Below are 17448 nucleotides of genomic sequence, written 5' to 3' on the forward strand. Positions count from 1 at the left end.
CTCGGGGCTCGCGCAGGTGAGGCTGGTTCCGGTCTCGATGGTCATGACCACTGGCTACCCGGGCCGGCGAGGACGAACCCAGACCGACGAGCAACACCGGGGCCAGGCCGCCTGGAGGACCCGCATCGCGGCCGCTACGCAGGGCCTCTGGTGGTTCGTGCTCAGTCCTGTGCGAGGGCCCCCGCAGCCCTGGGGCTAGCGGTGGGCTAGCGGGGGCCCTCGCCGAGCCGTGCCCTATGACGAACACGGACGGGGTGGCGATTTAGCGCCTGGCGTTGCTGACGGCGAGGCCCAGGAAGAGGCCGGCGATGAAGCCCGCAGCGCCGGCAGCCATGGTCGCCATGGTTCCGGCGTTCATCGCTGTCATCGTCGAGGTGATACCCGCCTGTGCGGCCGCCTGGGTGGCCTCAGCTCCCGCTGCCGTCGCGGCCTGAGTGGCTTGTGCCGTCTCTAGGCCTCGGATGCGCTCCTCGAGCTCGTTAGTGTCTGACATTTCGTTCCCTTCGTCGGTGATGTCGCTCATTGCACAATGACTACCGGGGGGCTGATCAGCGACACCCCTTCTTCTCGGAGTTCACCCTGACGGGTGACGGCGCCACCTCCGCTGGTTGCCCTACCGGAGGTATCCGTCCACGACAAGCCGAGGCGTTGCAGAGAGGCACGCCGCGACCGGGGCGCTGTACGTGAAGGCGGCCCGCTACGGGGCAGTGACGTGCACGTCGGACCCGACCTCCTCGACGACACCGATGGCCTCGTGGCCGAGGATCGTGCCCGGCACCATCCCCGCCATAGTCCCGCGGACGAAGTGAAGGTCCGTGCCGCAGATGGCCGACGCGGTGATCCCGACGGTGGCGTCGGTCGGCTCCTGGATGGTCGGATCGGGCACGTCATCGAGTCGGATGTCGCCGACCCCGTGGTACACGACTGCCTTCATCGTTGCTCCTCTGCGGTTGCGGTCAGGCGCCGCTCCCCCCGCCGATCCGAGCGGAAACCTCATTCGCTGCGGGGCGCGTCCCGCACGCGGCGCGAGGGTCCGCCCGACGAGCGGCTCGAAGTGCTCGAGGCTCCGGTACCGTCGCCGTCCGTGGCGGTGTCGCTCCCTCCCAACGCCGCGCCCTGGCCCGACGGGCACGAGCCGACGGCGTTCCAGCGCGACGTGGTCGAGGCGGTGCGGACCTTGCACACGGGCGAGCTGATCACCTACGGCGAGCTGGCCGAGGAGCTGGGGCGACCGGGAGGCGGCCAAGCGGTCGCCAACGTGCTGCGGTGCGCACCTGGCCTGCCCTGGTGGCGGGTGCTGCCGGCGGAGGGCCGGTTGTACCGGACCCACGCGCCGGTCCAGGCGCCGCTGCTCGAGGCCGAGGGCCACCACGTCGACGACGACCGCCGGGTCCACCCCGCCTAAACCCTGTGTCGGTCAGGTCGTGGACGCGCGGGTCGCGCCAACGCGGCGTCCGCCCGCCGTGAGCCCACTGACCCGATCTCGCTCGCACCGCGACCTCGCGCTCGTGCTGGGAGCGACGTTCAACCATCGAGGATGGCCATGGGCGGAGGGCGCCTGGGCCTACGATCATCGAGGTGCGCCCACCGGACCCTCTCCACACCTCGGCCCATCCGGTGAGGCGGGCGCACCGAACGATGGGGGTGACCGACGATTACATGAGAGTCGACCTGGAGCCGGACGGCACCTGTGCCACGGCGGCGATCCCCGGGACCGTGTGCTTGGTCGTCGTCGATCCGGCCCGCATGCACCGTGACGCCTTCCGCCGGCTGGCCGGCGAGACCGTCCACTTCGACTGCGTGGGGTCGGGCGAGAGCTTCGCCACGATCCCGAAGCTGGGTCGCGTCGACGCCATCTTGTTCCACGTGGCGGCGCCGGGCCCCGACCTGGTGGGGGAGCTGGCGTTGGCCCGGGAGCGCCATCCCCGGGCCACGATCGTCGTCCTGGCCGGCGACGTCGACGCTCACGTCGAACATGAGCTGGTCCAGCGGGGAGCTTCGGCGGTCGTATCGACCAGCCTCGGCCTCCACGAGGTCTTCGCCGCGCTCTGCGACCTCAACGGCGACGAGTTCCACCAGAGCGTGACGGCCGACGCCCGGGTGGCGGACGTGGCCGCCGAGTACGGCATCACCGACCGCCAGCTGAACGTGCTCGGCCGTCTCTCCGAGGGTCGAACCCCCCAGCAGATCGCCCACGACGCCGGCATCTCGTTGGCCACGGTGCGCGACCACCTCAAGCAGCTGCGGGCCAAGCTGGACTGCTCGACGGCGGTCGAGCTGGTCGTGACCGCCCACCGGGTGGGGCTGCTGCCCAACCTGGCCCGTCCGCTGCGCTGAGGCCTGCGCCCGTGCGCCCGACGGGAGCGACGAGCCTCGCGGGCGGCCGCCCCGGTCACGCCGGGTAGGGCGCGTCCTGCAGGGTGCGGGCCAGGTGGGCGGCGTTGCGGGCCACGTCGCTGACCGTGGAGGCGACGTTGTCGGGCTGCGGGTCGAGGTCCTTGTAGTCGACCGAGCCCCTGGCCTCGCCGACCCAGTACACCTGGCCGTTGGGCGGGATGGTGAACCCCACGTCGGAGAGGGCCTGGTAGAGCTCGGCGGCGACGTGGTGGGCGCCGTCCTCGTTCCCGACGGTGGCGACCACGGCGACGCGGTCGTAGCTCACCATGCGACCCTGGTCGTCCTCCTCACCGAGGAAGGCGTCGAGGCGCTCGAGCACCCCCCGGCACACGCTCGACGGGGAGCCGAGCCAGATCGGCGTGCCGACGACCAGGATCTGCGAGGCCAGGATCTGGGTGCGGATGGCGGGCCACTCGTCGCCGTTCCCCTCGTCGGAGGTCACCCCGGGCTTGACGTCGTGGTCGACCACCCGGATCAGGCTGCCCTCCACGTCGTGCTCGGCGAGGGCGTCGAGGATGCGCCGACACATGAGCTCGGTGCTCGACTCGGCGGGCGAGGACGTCAGGGTGCAGTTGAGGGCAAGAGCGCGAAGGGTCATTGGCCGGGCCTTCCCTTGCCCGTGGCGGCCAAACGGCGTCGACGGACCCACGCGTCGGTGCGACCGCCGTCGCACCGGCCGGCATCAGGGTGAGTCGCTCCCCGGCTCGGGGTCGCCCCCGGGGCGCGGGTAGCCCAGGTCATGGGTCTCCTTGCCCTCGGCCTCGTCGTTGAACTGGGCCTCGGCCTCCTCGAGCGTGTCGTTCTCGGCCACGGCCTTGTCGGCGACCTCCTCGTCGCGCGCCACGTCCTGGCCGAGCCAGTCCTCGACCGTGCTGTTGTCGGGCTCCTGGACCTGGCCGCCACTGTCGTCACCGTGCGCCATGTCGGCCTCCTCGTCGTCGGGCTCAAGGGCTTCCCGCTCGTCGGGGCCGGAAACGAGCACCGGGGGGGTGCGTCGCTGGTGGCGGTGCTCGGGCGCCGCGACCGGGCCGTCCCCACGGTGGCCATTCGGGAGGCTCACCGGTACCGTCGCCGGGATGGACGCGTCGACCTCGGGAGACCTGGCGACGACGACCGGCGAGGAGGCCCTCGGATCGAGAGGATCGGCCGGCGCCCTGGGGGTCATGGGACCGGCCGGCATCCCAAGGAGGCGCCGGTGAGCCGTCGCCCCGGACGAGCCCGCTCGTCCCAGGATGTCGAGCACGCCGGACGGGTCACGCTGACCGACTGCCCGGTGCGCGGCGGCGACCGGGTGTGCGCGCCGCTGCACCGGGTCACGACGTGGAGCACCGACGGCGGCTCGGTGAAGGATGTCTGCACGTGCAGCTGCGGGCGGCGCTTCAGCATCAGCCACCCCGACGCGGCCGAGCACCTCGTGGCCCCCATCGACCCGGGTCGGGCGGTGGCCGTGCCCGCCGGCATCAGTGAGACCTGGCGGGTGGACGACGTCTGGCCGACGGATCAGGAGGACGACCGGGCCGCCCGGGGTGTCGCTCCTGTTCAGACCCGGGTGCTCCACGTCTCCACCGAAGCGGTCGGCCGGGTGACCGGTGACGTGAGGAAGCTGGCCAAGCACATGGTGAAGGTGATGCACCGGGCGCCGGGCGTGGGCTTGGCGGCCAACCAGGTGGGGGCGCCGCTGCGGATGTTCGTGCAGGTGCACAAGCGGGCGGTCCCCGAGACGATCATCGACCCCGAGGTGCGCGCCACCGAGGGGACGTGGCGCTACACCGAGGGCTGCCTGTCGCTGCAGGTGGACGATGTCGAGGCCCCCGTCGTGCGCCCCAAGTGGATCCAGGTGCGGGGTCGCACGCTGCACGGCGACGTGGTCGAGGTGACCGCCGATGAGATCGTGGCCCGCATCTGCCACCACGAGATCGATCACCTGGACGGCATCGAGTACGTCCAGCGCCTCACCGGTGACGACCGCGACCGCGTCTACGGGGTGATGGCCGACGACGGCATCGACCTCGAATGGCTCCCCGGGTCCCCTTACTGACACCTGACACCCCGCACACCGAGCCCCGGTGGATCGCTCAGTCGTCGAGGAGCGCGCCCTGGGTGCCGACGTCGTAGACCACGTCGCCGTCGACCCGACGGGCCTCGGGCGCCGGAGGGTGAGGAGTGAGGCGACCATCGGGGAAGAGGTGCTCGACCGCGACGTCGTCGACCAGCACGAGGTGATCGGCCACCAGGCGCCGGTGACAGCGCCACCACACCGACTCCGAGCACATCACCGCGACCGGACGGGCGGCAGCCAGGTCGAGCAGCTCGGAGAGCCCGGCGCGGAACTCGTCGGTGGCCATGTGGTCGGCGTAGGCGCGGAACGACTCGTTGCGGAGCCCGGCGTTGGGCGAGCCCGGCGCGACCTTGCGCCGTCCGCCGAGCGCCGGCAGCCAGCGGTAGCCGATGCCCGCCGCATCGAGCCACTCCTCCATCGCGTCGCGCCCGAGATGCGGGCTGCGCCGGCTGCCGGGGTAGCGCCGGACATCGACGATCGCCTCGATGCCCGCCGCCCGCACGAGCCCCACCAGGTCGTCGGCCTCGAGGGTGCCGTGCCCGAAGGTGCGGATCGGTGTCACGACCGGGCCCTACCCGGCGCCGGCTCCGTCACGCTGCCCTGAGGTGACTTGGACCGGCCACGCGACCGCAACTGGTAGGGGTCCTGGGGCCTCCCGCCCCCAGCACCCCTACCAGTACGCCTCGGCGGGGCTCCGGCGACGGGGCGGCGTCTGGGAGGGTCCGACTGACCCGCGGGTCAACTCGGTGCTGAGCGGGTACCGTCATGCCATGGGTCACCTCATCACCGGACTCCGGACCACCGCAGCATGACCGCCGTCCAGATGCCGGACGCGGCCGAGGTCGATGCGTCGATCAAGCTGATCACCGACAACGCCGAGCGGGTGTTCCTCTGGGACTACGACCGCAGCCGCGACCAGCTCGTCACGCTCTACAACAAGGCCATGGCGTCGCAGTGGAGCTCGGTGACCGACCTCGACTGGGCCATCGACGTCGACCCGGAGCGGCTCGTGACCACGGCCAAGGAGCCGAGCGTCGTTGTCGAGCTGGCTCGCGCCGCGACGAAGCTGCCGGGCTCGCCCATCTCCACCTGGGGGGAGGCCGAGCTCACCCTGCTCGGCATCGAGTCGCTCAAGGCCCAGCTCTCGCAGTTCATGCACGGCGAGCAGGGGGCGATGATGGTCGCCGCCAAGATCGTCGAGACGGTGCCGTGGATCGACGCCAAGTACTACGCCGCGACCCAGACGATGGACGAGGCCCGCCACACCGAGGTCTTCGCCAAGTACCTGCACACCAAGCTGGGCGACGCCTACCCGATGAGCCCGTTCCTCGAGGGCCAGATCACCGCCCTCATCGAGGACAGCCGGTGGGACATCGCCTACCTCGGGATGCAGATCGTCATCGAGAGTCTGGCCCTCGCCGCCTTCGGCACCATGCTGCGCTCGACCCAGGAGCCGCTGCTCAAGAAGCTGCTGCGCTACGTCATGAGCGACGAGGCCCGCCACGTGGCCTTCGGGGTGCTCAGCCTGGCCGAGTACTACCAGGGCCTGACCACCGCCGAGCTGGCCGAGCGCCAGGAGTTCCTGCTCGAGAGCTCGCTGCGCAACCGGGCCCGGTCGACCACGCCGGAGATGTGGGAGCGCCTGGGCGTCAACGTCGACGAGGTCATGCCGCACCTCCTTGAGGCCGCCGCGTCACTCGACCGGAGCCTGTTCACCAGCTTCGAGCAGGCCTTCTACTCCAAGCTGGTCCCCAACGTCCGCAAGCTCGGACTGCTCGACGCCAACGACGGGCACCTGCGCGAGCGCTGGGGTGAGGCCGGGTTGCTCCGCTACGAGCACGGCGACGACACCGGCTCGGACTACGAGGCTTACGACGAGGTCGCCCGCGACCGCGCCGTCAGCCCTGCGTGAACCCGCCGCCCGCCGCGAACGCCGGCACCCCAGGCGGCGCGCCGCTGACTGCGACCGCCCGTCGGACCGCGGTCGACGAGGCACCGGCCGTCGCCGAGCCGCAGGGTGCTCACGACTCGCAGGGTGCTCACGACTCGCAGGATGCTCACGACCCGCGGGGTGCTCAGCACGCTGCGGGCGCCGAGAGCCCTGACGAGGGCGCCGGCGGCTGGCCGGGCGGGGCATGACGCTGGCCTGGTGGGCCGAGCAGCAGCCGGATCGCCCGGCCGTCGTCGCCCCGAGCGGCGACCGCACCTTCGCGGAGCTCAACGCGAACGCCAACCGCCTGGTGCGGGCGCTGCGTCGTCGCGGTCTGGTGGCCGGCGACGCCGTGGCGGTGGCGGCCACCAACCGGGCCGAGATGGTCGAGGTCGTCTACGCCACCCACCGCGCCGGGTTCCGCCTCACCGCGATCAACTGGCACCTCACCGGTGACGAGGCGGGCAACATCGTGGCCAACTGCGAGGCGAGGGCGCTGGTCGCCGACGCCGCCGTCGGGGCCATGGCCGCCGGCGCGGTCGCGGGCGCGCCGGAGTGCACGGTGCGCCTGGCGGTGGGCGGCGCCATCGACGGCTTCGAGCCCTACGACGACGCCCTGGCCGCCGAGTTCGGCGTCGACATCGACGACCCCTCACCCGGGACCCAGATGCTCTACACGTCGGGCACCACCGGGCGGCCCAAGGGCGTGCACCGCACCCTGCCCGAGGGCGCCGCCATGGCCTGCGCGACCTCTACGCCACCTGACCAGGGAGAGCAGCTGATGGACATCTTCGAGGCCATGGCGACGACCCGGGCGATGCGCCGGCTCGACACCGATCCATCAGGGGGCTGGGCGTGCTGGCGGACCGTCCAGCCCGAGCACGCCCGCAACCGCGCGCGCTGCCAGTACCTCGTCGTGCGGTGCTTGCCCGGCGAGCGCGATCACAGCGCCCTCCATCGCTCCGACAACGCCCAGCGCTACCGCCCGGGCGGGTGGGCCGGGAGGTATCGACCCGTCTCTGCGCCCTGCGTTGATCAGGCGGGCGCAGCGCTTGACCAGCGCTTGTGAGATCCGCTCCAGCTCCTGCCCAACCGGATGGTCCTGACCGCTGAACTCGACCCTCAGCGCCATCGCGACGCGGGCGATGTCTCGTCGGCACAACACGGCGTGACCGCGCGCCATCGCGATCAGCGCCGCGACCGGATCGGACTGTTGCGCGGCCAGGTCACCCACCTCGCGCCTCCACGTCTCGTCGACCCACTGGATCACCGCGAGGGCCAGATCCTCCTTGTCCTTGAACTGGTGATACAGCGCACCGCGGGTGTAGCCCGCCTCGCGCGCCACCTGTTCGAGCACCAGGTTGCCGTAGCCGTAGCGGGAGAGGCCCCTCGCGGCCGACTCGAGCAACGCGCTCCGCGTGCGGGCGCTCCGCTCCGCCTGGGTCGGACGCTGACGAGCTGCCGGCGGCGCCGCGGTTGAACCGGTCATCAAAGTACGTACATCCACGTATGTATGATACAGTGCCTCACTTGGCCTCGACCACGTCGTTCCGGCACCTGGCCGTCTGCCCGGCGATGATGCGGCGGACCGGGCGGGCGGGTCCTCGCTCGGCGTCCCGGCTCGGCGCCCCGACGTGACGCTTCCCCCTGGGCAACGCGCCAGCGATGGGTTCCCGCGCTTCGGTACGCACCTCCACCGACCCGCCCCCGCTGTCCCCATCGATCCCGTGATCAAGATCAGCGGCGCCGTGATCGAGCCGTTCGACGTCTCACTGGCCGACCTCGCGACGCTTCCCCGCCGAGAGCTCACCGCCGACCTTCACTGCGTGGCGGGGTGGTCCGCCACCAACCTGCGCTGGGAGGGCGTCGCGTTCGAGATCTTCTATCGCACGATCATCGAGCCGTCGGTGCAACCAGACACGTCGGTCACCCACCTCGTCTTCGGCGGTCTCGACGGCCACCGGTCGGTCGTGTCGATCGAGGACGCCCTGACCGAGGACGTGCTCATCGCCGAGCGTCTCGACGGCCGTCCGCTCGACGGTGACCACGGCGCGCCGGTCCGACTGGTCAGCCCCAACCAGTACGGCTTCGTCAGTACCAAACACCTCTGGCGCATCGAGCTCCACACCGCCGAGCCGACAGGAGTCCACACATCTCCGGCGATGCGTTTGCTCAAGCCCCATCCGAGGGCGAGGGTCTGGGAGGAGGAACGTCATCGCTATCTCCCAGCCTGGTCGTTGCGGCCCGTCTACCGGCTCCTCATCCCGCCCATCAGGTTCCTCAGCGCTCACGGCAGCCGGCGCCGTCGTACCCCATCGCCGCCCCCGTGACCGGCTCACGCTCCAGTCGATCCTCGAGGCGAGGGTTGGTCGCCGCCATTCTGAGGTGCGAGGCGGACATGGGTGTCCGCTGCAGGTCTCAGAAGCCGGCGGCCGTTGCTCACCACTTCGCTGACTCCCGCCCCTCGGCTCAGCGTCGTCGCCCCGCCGCTCGGGCCGCGATGCCGCCGACCACCACGTCGAGTCCGACCTCGAAGGCGGCATCGAGCGAGGCCCGCAGGGATGGGGGGTGAGGTCAGGCCTCGGGCGCGTCCGCGGCCGACGCGGCGAGGAGCTCACCGGCGCGCCACACGGTCACGGGCCCATCCTCGCTGACGACGATCACCGTGGCCCCGGGATCATCGAAGCTGTAGCGGCGGGCTGCGGTGTGGCGCATGCCCCGGTAGCCCGCGACGCCGGTCTCGGCCTCGACGCTGGGCACCAGCCGAACCCCGATGTGGCGCACCACGCCCTCGCCGTCGAACAGGGTCGCCCCGTCGACCTGGCCCATGACGTGGCGCAGCGGCGCCAGGTCGGGAGGGTGGCCGATGGCGAGCGGCGGGGGGAGGGGCAGGCGGGCCTCGAGGCTGGGCCCCGGAGCGTCGGCGGGACGGTAGAGGAGGGTGGCGCCGATGTTGCGGGCGCCGAGGTCGTGGACGGCGAACTCCAGCAGCGTTTCCACCACGTCGCGCTCGCCGTCGGTCGCGCCCGCGCTCACGGCGTCGATCCACGAGGAGACGAGGGGCTCGTGGTGCCAGCGCAGGCCGTCCCACCGGAACACCCCGAAGCTCCCGACGACGCGCACCGTGCCTGACGGGTGGCGTTGCACGAGCGTCGCCCCCATCGCCTCGGCCAGCACGACCAGGTCGCGCTCGGACCCGGCCGGGCGGTCGAACACTGCGCCCTCATCACGATCGGCGTCCCAGCGGATCAGCCAGCTGGAGAGTCCGTCCGCGTAGAAGCGGGCTCCGGCGGTCGGTCGCGCCCCGACGTCGCGCCGATCGACGGCCAGGCCGGTGGTCGCCTCCCAACCGGCCGCGTCGGTGGTCGGGGCCACGATCGCCCCGAAGCTCGGGACACGGCGTTCGTGCACCCGGGGTCGCAGGGCGTAATCGAGCTCGTCGAGGACGAGGTCGTGGTCGGGACCGGAGCCGTCGAGCCCAAGGCCGACCTCGGCCATCTCCTCGACGAGGCGGCGCCGCCGGGCGGGAGCGGGGCGGTGGTCGCGTTGCATCGCCGCAGGCTATGAACGACCGGGCCGGTTCACGCCCGCCGGGTGCTGCGGACCGGCTCCTAGCCTGACCGCCATGACCGTCGACGCCACCCCCGACGCCACCTCCGTCCCCGACGACCCGGCCGGCGGCTGATGGTTGCCCTCGCGCCTGCGGTGGCGCCCGCCGCGGTGCTCTCGCACCTCACGCCCGGAGCCGACGTGATCGTGCCCCTCGCCAACGGCGAACCCACGGCGGTGCTCGACGCCATCGAGGCCGGAGCCGGGTCACTCGAAGGCGTGCGGGTCCACCAGATGCACGCCCTGCACGACCGGCCCTACCTGCACGGCGCCCACGGCGACCGCCTGCGCCACGTGTCGTACTTCCTCTCCCGCGTCACCCGCCCGGCGTACTGGGAGGGCACCGTCGACCTGGTGCCCAACCACTTCTCGGAGGTCCCGCTGCTGCTGCAGCGCTCCACCAAGTGCTCGGTGGTGGTGGCCGCCTGCTCACCGCCGGATCGCCACGGCTACTTCAGCCTCGGCACCAACGCCGACTACGTCGCCCGGCTGATCGGCCGGGTGCCGTTCTTCCTCGAGGCCACCCCGCACATGCCCCGCACCCGCGGCGCCAACACGATCCACCACTCCCAGGTGGCGGGCTGGTGCGAGTCCGACCGGCCGCTGATCGAGGTCCCCCGGGCCCAGCCCAACGACATCGACCGGGCCATCGCGGCGCGGGTGGCCGAGCGGATTCCCGACGGGGCGACGATCCAGATCGGCATCGGGTCCATCGCGGCGGCCGTGCTCGACGCCCTGAGCGGCCACCGCGACCTCGGCATCCACACCGAGCTTCTCCACGACGGCATGGTCGATCTGGTCGAGGCCGGGGTGGTCACCGGGGTCGAGAAGGAGGTACGGCGCAACCGGGTCGTCACCACGTTCTGCCTCGGCACCCGCCGGCTCTACGACTGGCTCGACGACAACGCCGTGGTCGAGCTGCTCGGTGTCGACTTCGTCAACGACCCGCGGGTGATCGCCCGGATGCGGCGCTTCGCCTCGGTGAACGCCACCACCGAGGTCGACCTGCTCGGCCAGTGCGCGTCGGAGACGGTGGCCGGCCGGTACTGGTCGTCGTCGGGCGGTCAGGCCGACTTCGCCCGGGGCGCCATGTACGCCGAGGAGGGCCAGGCCTTCATCGTCACGCCGTCGACCACCCGCGACGGCACGTCGCGCATCGTCGCCACCCTCAGCCCCGGCTCGGTGGTCACCACGCTCAAGAACACCGTCGACCACGTGGTGACCGAGCACGGGGTGGCCGAGCTGCGAGGCCGGTCGCTGGCCGACCGGGCCCGGGCCCTCATCGCGGTGGCCGACCCCTCGGCCCGCGACCAGCTCACCGTCGCCGGACGCGGGCTCGGCCTCTTCCGCTGACCGGTGAGACCCGTAACGGCCACCATGATGGGTCCGCGGACCCTACGAAGGTGGCCAGAACGCTCTAGGTCAGGTCTAGGGGCCGGACGGAGCGGCGGGCGGGCGTCGACCACGGTCGGCCACCGCGTGGGCGGCGACGAGACGCTTGCCGGTCCGGCGCAACAGGTGGCGGAGCTCGGGTGGTTCGAGGGCCTCGAAGGGCAGATCGAGGGCGACGAGGTGCCCGGCGAGGAACGCCAGGTCATCCGCCCCGACGGTGAGCAGTGAGCCGTCGGGGTGCGGCTCGACGACGCCCACGGTGGGAGGCACCTTGGCCGCCACGTGCTCGGGCGAGGCGTGGACGACCACCTGCGCCGCGTAGCGGTAGGGCGACACCCCCGATGCCCGGCTGACGAGGTCGACGGCGTCGGGCGGTTCGTCGAGGTGGAAGCGGTGGCCGGTCGCGGTCACGCTGGTGACGCGGTCGGCCCGGAAGGTCCGCCAGTCGCCCCGGTCGACGTCGAGGGCGACGAGGTACCAGCGCCGCCCGGTCGAGACCAGCCGGTACGGGTCGATGCGCCGTTCGGTCCTCCGGCCCTCACGGTCGACGTAGGCGATCCGGAGGCGCTCGTGGTCGGCCGCGGCGCGAGCCACGGTCACGAGCACGTTCGCGGCCACCGGGTCGGCCCCGCCGAGGGGCAGCGTGGTGGCTCGCACGGCCTCGGCGCGCGCCCGCAGGTGCGGCGGCAGGAGCCGGTCGAGCTTCGTCAGGGCGGCGAGCGTCGGCTCCTCGACGCCCTGGAGGGCTCCGCCCGCGGCGGTGCCCAGTGCGATGGCGATGGCCGTGGCCTCGTCGTCGTCGAGCAGGAGCGGGGGCAGCGCTGCGCCGGTGCCCATGCGGTAGCCGCCGGTGACGCCGGGGCCGGCGTCGACGGGGTAGCCCAGTCCCCGGAGCCGATCGATGTCGCGCCGCACCGTCCGGGTCGTGATCCCCAGGCGGTCGGCCAGCTCTGGGCCCGACCAGTCGGTGCGCTGTTGCAGCAGGGACAGGAGCCGGAGGAGACGGCCGGGGGTATCGGACATCGCCGAGATTCTCGCGCCATGCGGACCGAAGCTGTCCGCATGGGACGGTAGAACCACCGCCATGGATTGGACATCGCTCCTCTGCGAGCAGCTCACGTACCACTGGGACAACCAGGTGCGACCCGGCCTCGACGGGCTCACCGACGAGGAGTACCTCTGGGAGCCGGTGCCCGGCGCCTGGAGCATCCGGCCCCGCGCCGAGGCCCGCACGGCGATGGCCGCCGGTGGCGGGGAACTCGTCGCCGACTTCGAGCTCCCCGAGCCGGAGCCGGCGCCGGTCACGACGATCGCCTGGCGCCTCGGCCATGTGATCGTCGGCGTCTTCGGCGTCCGCAACGCCGCCCACTTCGGGGGTCCGCCGATGGACTACTTCACCGTCGACTGGCCCGGCGATGCGCGCTCCGCCCTCGTCCTCCTCGATGACGTCTACGCCGGTTGGGTCGAAGGCGTGCGCGGCCTGGACGAGGCGAGGCTGGCCCAGCCCGTGGGCGAGTCCGAGGGTGACTTCGCCGAGCTCTCCTACGCGGCGCTCGTGCTCCACATCCACCGCGAGGCAATCCACCACCTCGCCGAGGTGGCGCTGCTGCGCGACCTGTACCGTCGCCGAGTGCCACCCGAAACTGCGTACCTGAGTCGCGCCCAGCGCGACTCAGGTACGCAGTTTCAGGAGCGGCGCTGATGCCGGTCGGCAAGACCAGGGACTCGGGCTGGCAGATCGGCGTCTCGCGCACCGTGCCGCTCACCCCCGAGGAGGTCTGGGCCCGCATCGAGGACACGTCGGCCTGGCTCGGCGAGGAGGCCGAGGACGTCCGCAGCCACCGACCGCTCGACCGCATCCGGGTCGGCTGGGACGGCACCATCGTGCAGGTGGCGATCACGAAGGCGAAGACCGGCACGACGGTTCGCTTCCACCAGGAGCACCTCGCCGACGCCGAGCACCGCGAGCGCCAGCGGGCGCACTGGTCGGCGGTCATCGACCGGCTGTTCGGCTGAGGCCGCGTCGCGCCCCCACGGCGGACGAGTGGCACCCAGACCTGAAACTGCCACCCTGGTGCGTCCACGGGTCCCACCAGGGTGGCCAGAACGCGCTTTGGCAGATCAGATGGTGTAGGAGAGGTTCGCCAGGATGCGGTGGCCGAGGTCCTCGTCGCCGTCGATGGCGACGGCATCGCCCACCGCGTCGGGGGTGGTGCGCCCTCCGGCGAGACGGCTGAAGGTGTGCACGTCGGTGCGGATCATGACCGTCGCCGGCCCGTCGAGCGCAGCCACCACCGAGGCCCGCTCGGCCACGACGACGTGGATCTGCCGGTCGACGCCGTCCGTGGCGCCGCGGTCATGACCGCCGCCGTGCAGGGCGAAGGTCACCGTGACCCCGGAGGGGGCGCCGGCCCGCTTCCCGACGACGAAGCCCATGGCCGTCTCCAGCTCGTCGAGGGCCAGCTCGACCGCGGGGCCGGTGGTGTGGCCGGGGCGGCCGACGGCGTCGCGGATGTCTTGTTCGTGCATCCAGCAGTCGAACACCCGGATGCGCATGAAGCGGCCGTGGGTGTCGAGCCCGGCGGGGGTGAAGCCCTCGGCGTCCCAGGCCTCGGTGTCCATGGCCCGCAGGGCGGCGAGGCGCTCGGTGGTCAGGGTGCGGAGCCGGTCGAGCACGGCGGCGGGCGCCTCGTCGGCCAGCGCCGCGACCCAGGTCTCGTTGAACCCGCCGATGTCGTTGCGGACGTGGGGGCGGCTGGTGACGTCGTCGAGGTCGGGGGGCGGGTCGACACCGGCGAGCATGGCCTCGGTGCCGACGATGTGGGCCACGTTGGCCATCACGTCCCAGCCCCGCAGCGCCGTCGGCGTGCTCCACTCGTCATCTGTGAGGTCGGAGAGCAGCTCGTCGAGCGACGCCAGCTCGGCGGCGAGGGCGTCGATGACGGCGGTCTGGTCGAGGCGCTCGCGGTGTCTCACGGGGTCTCCTTCTGGATCGTGATCCAGTCCCGGCTCTCGAGGTAGGGGCGGAACCGCTCACCGATGAGGGCGATGTCATCGGTCTGCTTGGGCCGCTGCAGCTCGTAGAGGTGGGGGAACTCCCGCCACCCGCAGACCAGCTCCCACAGCCGCACGGCAGCGGCGCCCGTGGGCGGGTCGACCACCACGGGCCCGAAGAACGTCTGGCCGTCGTCGAAGCGCAGGATCGGCACGCCCCAGCCCGCCGATGCGACGACGGCGTCGTGGTCGGCCTTCACCTCGTCGTGGGTCGTGCCATCGGCGATGGCGCGATCGACGACGGCCGGGTCGAGGTCCATCTCGGCCAGCAGCTCGCGGGCGACCTCGGGCCGGTGGGGCTTGCGCCCGTGGGTGTGCAGGGCGGCGCCGGCCCGGGCGTACCAGGCATCGAGCAGGTCCGGGTCGTTCCGTCGCAGCAGGGCACCGATGCGCATCATCGACCACCCGTAGGACCACTCCCGCTCCCACGGGTGCTTCTTCCCCTCGGCTCGGTTGATCTCTTCGAGCGAGAAGAACTTCCACCGCACGTCGAGGCCGATCTCGTCGCGGACCTCGCGGATCCAGAGCGAGGTCTGGAACGCGTAGGGGCACATGATGTCGAAGTGGAAGTCGACGGCCTCGGGTCTGTCCACGGTGCGGCCTCCGGGGGTCGGGCCCGCCGAGTCTGACACTCCGGCCCCGGCACCGGCCGCTGCCTCGCCCGTCCGAGCCGGCACTGGGCCGGCACTGGCCGGCGTCGGGCTCCGGGGTGCGGTGACGAACGGGTGGACGGGGAGCACCTACGGTCATCACCACCTGCGCCCGCACCCGCACCGGTGGGGCACCGAGGCACACTGGAGCCCAGCGCCATGACCGAGTCACCCCGCCCCTTCGACATGGTGATCGTCGGGGCCGGCTTCGCCGGGATGTACATGCTGCACCGGGCGCGGGGCATGGGTCTCGACGCCCTGGTGATCGAGGCGGGCACGGGCGTCGGCGGCACCTGGTTCTGGAACCGCTACCCCGGCGCCCGCTGCGACGTGGAGAGCATGGAGTACTCCTACTCCTTCGACGACGACCTCCAGCAGGAGTGGGAGTGGTCCGAGCGCTACGCCGGCCAGCCCGAGATCCTCCGCTACGCCGAGCACGTCGCCGACCGCTTCGACCTGCGCTCGGGCATCCGCTTCGACACCCGGGTGACCGCAGCCCACTGGGACGAGGGCGCCGGCCGGTGGACCGTGCGAGCCGACGCCGGTGACGCCGTGTCGGCCCAGCACCTGGTGATGGCCACCGGCTGCCTGTCGGCGGCCATGACCCCGGCGATCCCCGGCGCCGAACGCTTCGCCGGCGACACGTTCCACACCGGGCGTTGGCCCCATGAAGGGGTCGACCTCACCGGCCGACGGGTCGGGGTCATCGGCACCGGCTCTTCGGGCATCCAGTCCATCCCGGTGATCGCCGAGGAGGCCTCCGAGCTCGTCGTGTTCCAGCGCACCCCCGCCTACACGGTGCCCGCCCGCAACGGTCCGCTCGACCCGGCCGAGGCGGAGGCCATCAAGGCCGACTACGGCAAGCTTCGCGCTGCCGACCGCCTGATGCCCACTGCCTTCGGGTCGCGGGTACCTCGGCGCGACGAGGGGGCCCTGCAGGCCGACGACGACGATCGCCTCGCCGAGTACGAGGCGCGGTGGGACCGGGGCGGCTTCACGTTCCTGGGGTCGTTCAACGACCTGCTGCTCGACCCGGCCGCGAACGAGACCGCGGCGGAGTTCGTGCGCGGGAAGATCCGGGGGGTCGTCCAGGACCCGGAGGTGGCCGAGCGCCTGGCGCCGTCACAGGTCATCGGGTGCAAGCGCCTCTGCATCGACACCGGCTACTACGAGACGTTCAACCGGCCCCACGTCAGCCTCGTCGACCTGCGCGAGACCCCGATCGAGGGGATCACGCCCACGGGCATCGGCACCACTGCCGGGCACCACGACCTCGACGCCATCGTGTTCGCCACCGGGTTCGACGCCATGACCGGCGCCCTGGCCCGCATCGACATCCGCGGCCGCGACGGCGTGGCCCTTCGCGACGCGTGGGCCGCCGGGCCCCACACCTACCTCGGCCTCGGCGTGTCGGGGTTCCCGAACCTCTTCACCATCACCGGCCCGGGCAGCCCGTCGGTGCTGACCAACATGATCGTCTCGATCGAGCACCACGTGGACTGGATCTCCGACTGCGTCGCCCACCTGCGCGCCCACGGCCACCGCACGATCGAGGCGACCTTCGACGCCCAGGAGGAGTGGGTCGACTTCGTCAACTCCGTCGCCGGCCTCACCCTGTTCCCGACCTGCAACTCCTGGTACCTGGGCGCCAACGTGCCCGGCAAGACCCGGGTCTTCATGCCCCTGCCCGGCTTCCCGACCTACGCCGAGACCTGCGCCCAGGTCGCGGCCGACGGCTACCGGGGCTTCGCGCTCGGGTAGTGACCCGGTGTGGTCCCCGCCGAGCCCCCGCGCCGCGCCCGGTGAGCACATCACCCCTGGGGAGCGTGCGGATGCGCACCAGCTCGGGGTCTTCGGGGCCGGTGGGCCGGCGTCAGGGCGCGGAGGGGCCGAACCTCTCGACCCGGATCTGTTCCGCGGGTTGGCCCCGGCCGATCAGCAGGGAGCGGGCGTGGGCCACGAAGCCCGTCGAGCGCACACGTACGCGGTGGCCCCGGGCAGGAGCACCGGTGCCAGGTCATCGGCGGTGAGCCGTCCGGCCGGGCACCTCGAGCTCGTCACCGGCGACCACCACGTCGTGGACGAAGCCGGACACCTCTCCATCGGTGAGCCGCTCGACGGTGAGCTCGATGGTGGTGGACCCGTCGGGAGGCGAGGCCACCGAGTACGAGCGCGACGCGGTGTCGCCGTCGGACCCGGTCAGGCGCACCTTGTAGTGCTGCCCGGCGTGGTGCACCGACGGCTCGCCCAGGTCGAGGCAGAAGGTCGTGGCCCGCGCCGTCTCGCGGCGCACGGCGACGACCCGTGCCGTGCGCCACGGCTGGGCTGGGGGAGCCCGGTCGGCCACCCACTCAAGT

General features: G+C 72.2%; 19 protein-coding genes and 2 pseudogenes. 10 read left to right on the forward strand and 11 right to left on the reverse strand.

Features of this window, described 5'->3' with window-relative positions; genetic code table 11:
- Positions 1-262: 262 nt before the first annotated feature.
- Both VNL12_RS08490 and VNL12_RS08495 read right to left on the reverse strand, forming a co-directional pair.
- On the reverse strand, positions 263-523 hold the full coding sequence (locus VNL12_RS08490; protein WP_325593517.1) for a hypothetical protein: 261 nt from the start codon (positions 521-523) through the stop codon (positions 263-265).
- Positions 524-715: 192 nt separating this feature from the next.
- Positions 716-934: pseudogene (locus VNL12_RS08495) on the reverse strand (alcohol dehydrogenase catalytic domain-containing protein); the annotation flags it as partial.
- Between the two features lie 150 nt (positions 935-1084).
- Between VNL12_RS08495 and VNL12_RS08500 the strand changes: the two are divergent.
- Positions 1085-1405 carry an MGMT family protein gene (locus tag VNL12_RS08500; RefSeq protein WP_325593520.1) on the forward strand — a complete coding sequence of 107 codons (321 nt, stop codon included), beginning with the start codon at positions 1085-1087 and terminating at the stop codon, positions 1403-1405.
- Positions 1406-1644: 239 nt separating this feature from the next.
- Positions 1645-2337, forward strand: coding sequence for a response regulator transcription factor (locus tag VNL12_RS08505; protein WP_325593522.1), 693 nt, complete (start codon positions 1645-1647; stop codon positions 2335-2337).
- A 55-nt stretch (positions 2338-2392) separates the two neighbouring features.
- Here VNL12_RS08505 and VNL12_RS08510 read toward each other — a convergent pair whose 3' ends face one another.
- Together VNL12_RS08510 and VNL12_RS08515 are read right to left on the reverse strand one after the other, a co-directional pair.
- Positions 2393-2995: a flavodoxin family protein gene (locus VNL12_RS08510; RefSeq protein WP_325593524.1), complete on the reverse strand. Its 603-nt coding sequence runs from the start codon at positions 2993-2995 to the stop codon at positions 2393-2395.
- An 84-nt stretch (positions 2996-3079) separates the two neighbouring features.
- Positions 3080-3379: a hypothetical protein gene (locus tag VNL12_RS08515; protein ID WP_325593526.1), complete on the reverse strand. Its 300-nt coding sequence runs from the start codon at positions 3377-3379 to the stop codon at positions 3080-3082.
- A gap of 213 nt (positions 3380-3592) precedes the next feature.
- On the opposite strand from VNL12_RS08515, the gene VNL12_RS08520 reads away from it, so the two are divergent.
- A complete protein-coding gene (locus VNL12_RS08520) occupies positions 3593-4435 on the forward strand; it encodes a peptide deformylase (RefSeq protein WP_325593528.1) in 843 nt (280 codons plus the stop codon).
- A 37-nt stretch (positions 4436-4472) separates the two neighbouring features.
- Here VNL12_RS08520 and VNL12_RS08525 read toward each other — a convergent pair whose 3' ends face one another.
- Positions 4473-5018, reverse strand: a complete 546-nt coding sequence (locus VNL12_RS08525; RefSeq protein WP_325593530.1) for a DUF488 domain-containing protein — start codon at positions 5016-5018, stop codon at positions 4473-4475.
- A gap of 246 nt (positions 5019-5264) precedes the next feature.
- Here VNL12_RS08525 and VNL12_RS08530 point away from each other — a divergent pair, with 246 nt between their 5' ends.
- Positions 5265-6368, forward strand: coding sequence for a ferritin-like domain-containing protein (locus VNL12_RS08530; RefSeq protein ID WP_325593532.1), 1104 nt, complete (start codon positions 5265-5267; stop codon positions 6366-6368).
- Between the two features lie 223 nt (positions 6369-6591).
- Complete coding sequence (locus VNL12_RS08535; RefSeq protein WP_325593534.1) at positions 6592-7455, forward strand: AMP-binding protein; 864 nt, start codon at positions 6592-6594, stop codon at positions 7453-7455.
- A gap of 210 nt (positions 7456-7665) precedes the next feature.
- Here the strand turns inward: VNL12_RS08535 and VNL12_RS20885 are convergent.
- Positions 7666-8106 (reverse strand): annotated as a pseudogene (locus VNL12_RS20885) (TetR/AcrR family transcriptional regulator); the annotation flags it as partial.
- A 7-nt stretch (positions 8107-8113) separates the two neighbouring features.
- Here VNL12_RS20885 and VNL12_RS08540 point away from each other — a divergent pair.
- Positions 8114-8716 (forward strand): molybdopterin-dependent oxidoreductase, encoded by a 603-nt coding sequence (locus VNL12_RS08540; protein ID WP_325593535.1) that lies wholly within the window; start codon positions 8114-8116, stop codon positions 8714-8716.
- Positions 8717-8960: 244 nt separating this feature from the next.
- Here VNL12_RS08540 and VNL12_RS08545 read toward each other — a convergent pair whose 3' ends face one another.
- Positions 8961-9938 carry a diadenylate cyclase gene (locus tag VNL12_RS08545; protein ID WP_325593536.1) on the reverse strand — a complete coding sequence of 326 codons (978 nt, stop codon included), beginning with the start codon at positions 9936-9938 and terminating at the stop codon, positions 8961-8963.
- A 132-nt stretch (positions 9939-10070) separates the two neighbouring features.
- On the opposite strand from VNL12_RS08545, the gene VNL12_RS08550 reads away from it, so the two are divergent.
- Entirely contained in the window at positions 10071-11348 is a 1278-nt protein-coding gene (locus VNL12_RS08550) for an acetyl-CoA hydrolase/transferase family protein (RefSeq protein ID WP_325593538.1), read from the forward strand.
- A gap of 75 nt (positions 11349-11423) precedes the next feature.
- Here VNL12_RS08550 and VNL12_RS08555 read toward each other — a convergent pair whose 3' ends face one another.
- Positions 11424-12410 (reverse strand): YafY family protein, encoded by a 987-nt coding sequence (locus VNL12_RS08555; protein ID WP_325593540.1) that lies wholly within the window; start codon positions 12408-12410, stop codon positions 11424-11426.
- Between the two features lie 61 nt (positions 12411-12471).
- Here VNL12_RS08555 and VNL12_RS08560 point away from each other — a divergent pair, with 61 nt between their 5' ends.
- Together VNL12_RS08560 and VNL12_RS08565 are read left to right on the forward strand one after the other, a co-directional pair.
- Positions 12472-13089 carry a DinB family protein gene (locus tag VNL12_RS08560; RefSeq protein ID WP_325593542.1) on the forward strand — a complete coding sequence of 206 codons (618 nt, stop codon included), beginning with the start codon at positions 12472-12474 and terminating at the stop codon, positions 13087-13089.
- Positions 13089-13403: a hypothetical protein gene (locus VNL12_RS08565; protein WP_325593544.1), complete on the forward strand. Its 315-nt coding sequence runs from the start codon at positions 13089-13091 to the stop codon at positions 13401-13403. The genes VNL12_RS08560 and VNL12_RS08565 overlap by 1 nt, the downstream gene beginning before the upstream one ends.
- A 105-nt stretch (positions 13404-13508) precedes the next feature.
- Here VNL12_RS08565 and VNL12_RS08570 read toward each other — a convergent pair whose 3' ends face one another.
- Together VNL12_RS08570 and VNL12_RS08575 are read right to left on the reverse strand one after the other, a co-directional pair.
- Positions 13509-14363, reverse strand: coding sequence for a maleylpyruvate isomerase family mycothiol-dependent enzyme (locus tag VNL12_RS08570; RefSeq protein WP_325593546.1), 855 nt, complete (start codon positions 14361-14363; stop codon positions 13509-13511).
- A complete protein-coding gene (locus VNL12_RS08575) occupies positions 14360-15034 on the reverse strand; it encodes a DsbA family protein (RefSeq protein ID WP_325593547.1) in 675 nt (224 codons plus the stop codon). The genes VNL12_RS08570 and VNL12_RS08575 overlap by 4 nt, the downstream gene beginning before the upstream one ends.
- Before the next feature lie 216 nt (positions 15035-15250).
- Here VNL12_RS08575 and VNL12_RS08580 point away from each other — a divergent pair, with 216 nt between their 5' ends.
- A complete protein-coding gene (locus tag VNL12_RS08580) occupies positions 15251-16852 on the forward strand; it encodes an NAD(P)/FAD-dependent oxidoreductase (protein ID WP_325593549.1) in 1602 nt (533 codons plus the stop codon).
- Between the two features lie 256 nt (positions 16853-17108).
- Here VNL12_RS08580 and VNL12_RS08585 read toward each other — a convergent pair whose 3' ends face one another.
- Complete coding sequence (locus VNL12_RS08585) at positions 17109-17438, reverse strand: FAD-binding oxidoreductase (RefSeq protein WP_325593551.1); 330 nt, start codon at positions 17436-17438, stop codon at positions 17109-17111.
- Positions 17439-17448: the final 10 nt, after the last annotated feature.

The sequence above is a fragment of the Iamia sp. genome, from assembly GCF_035575815.1.
Lineage (GTDB): Bacteria > Actinomycetota > Acidimicrobiia > Acidimicrobiales > Iamiaceae > Iamia.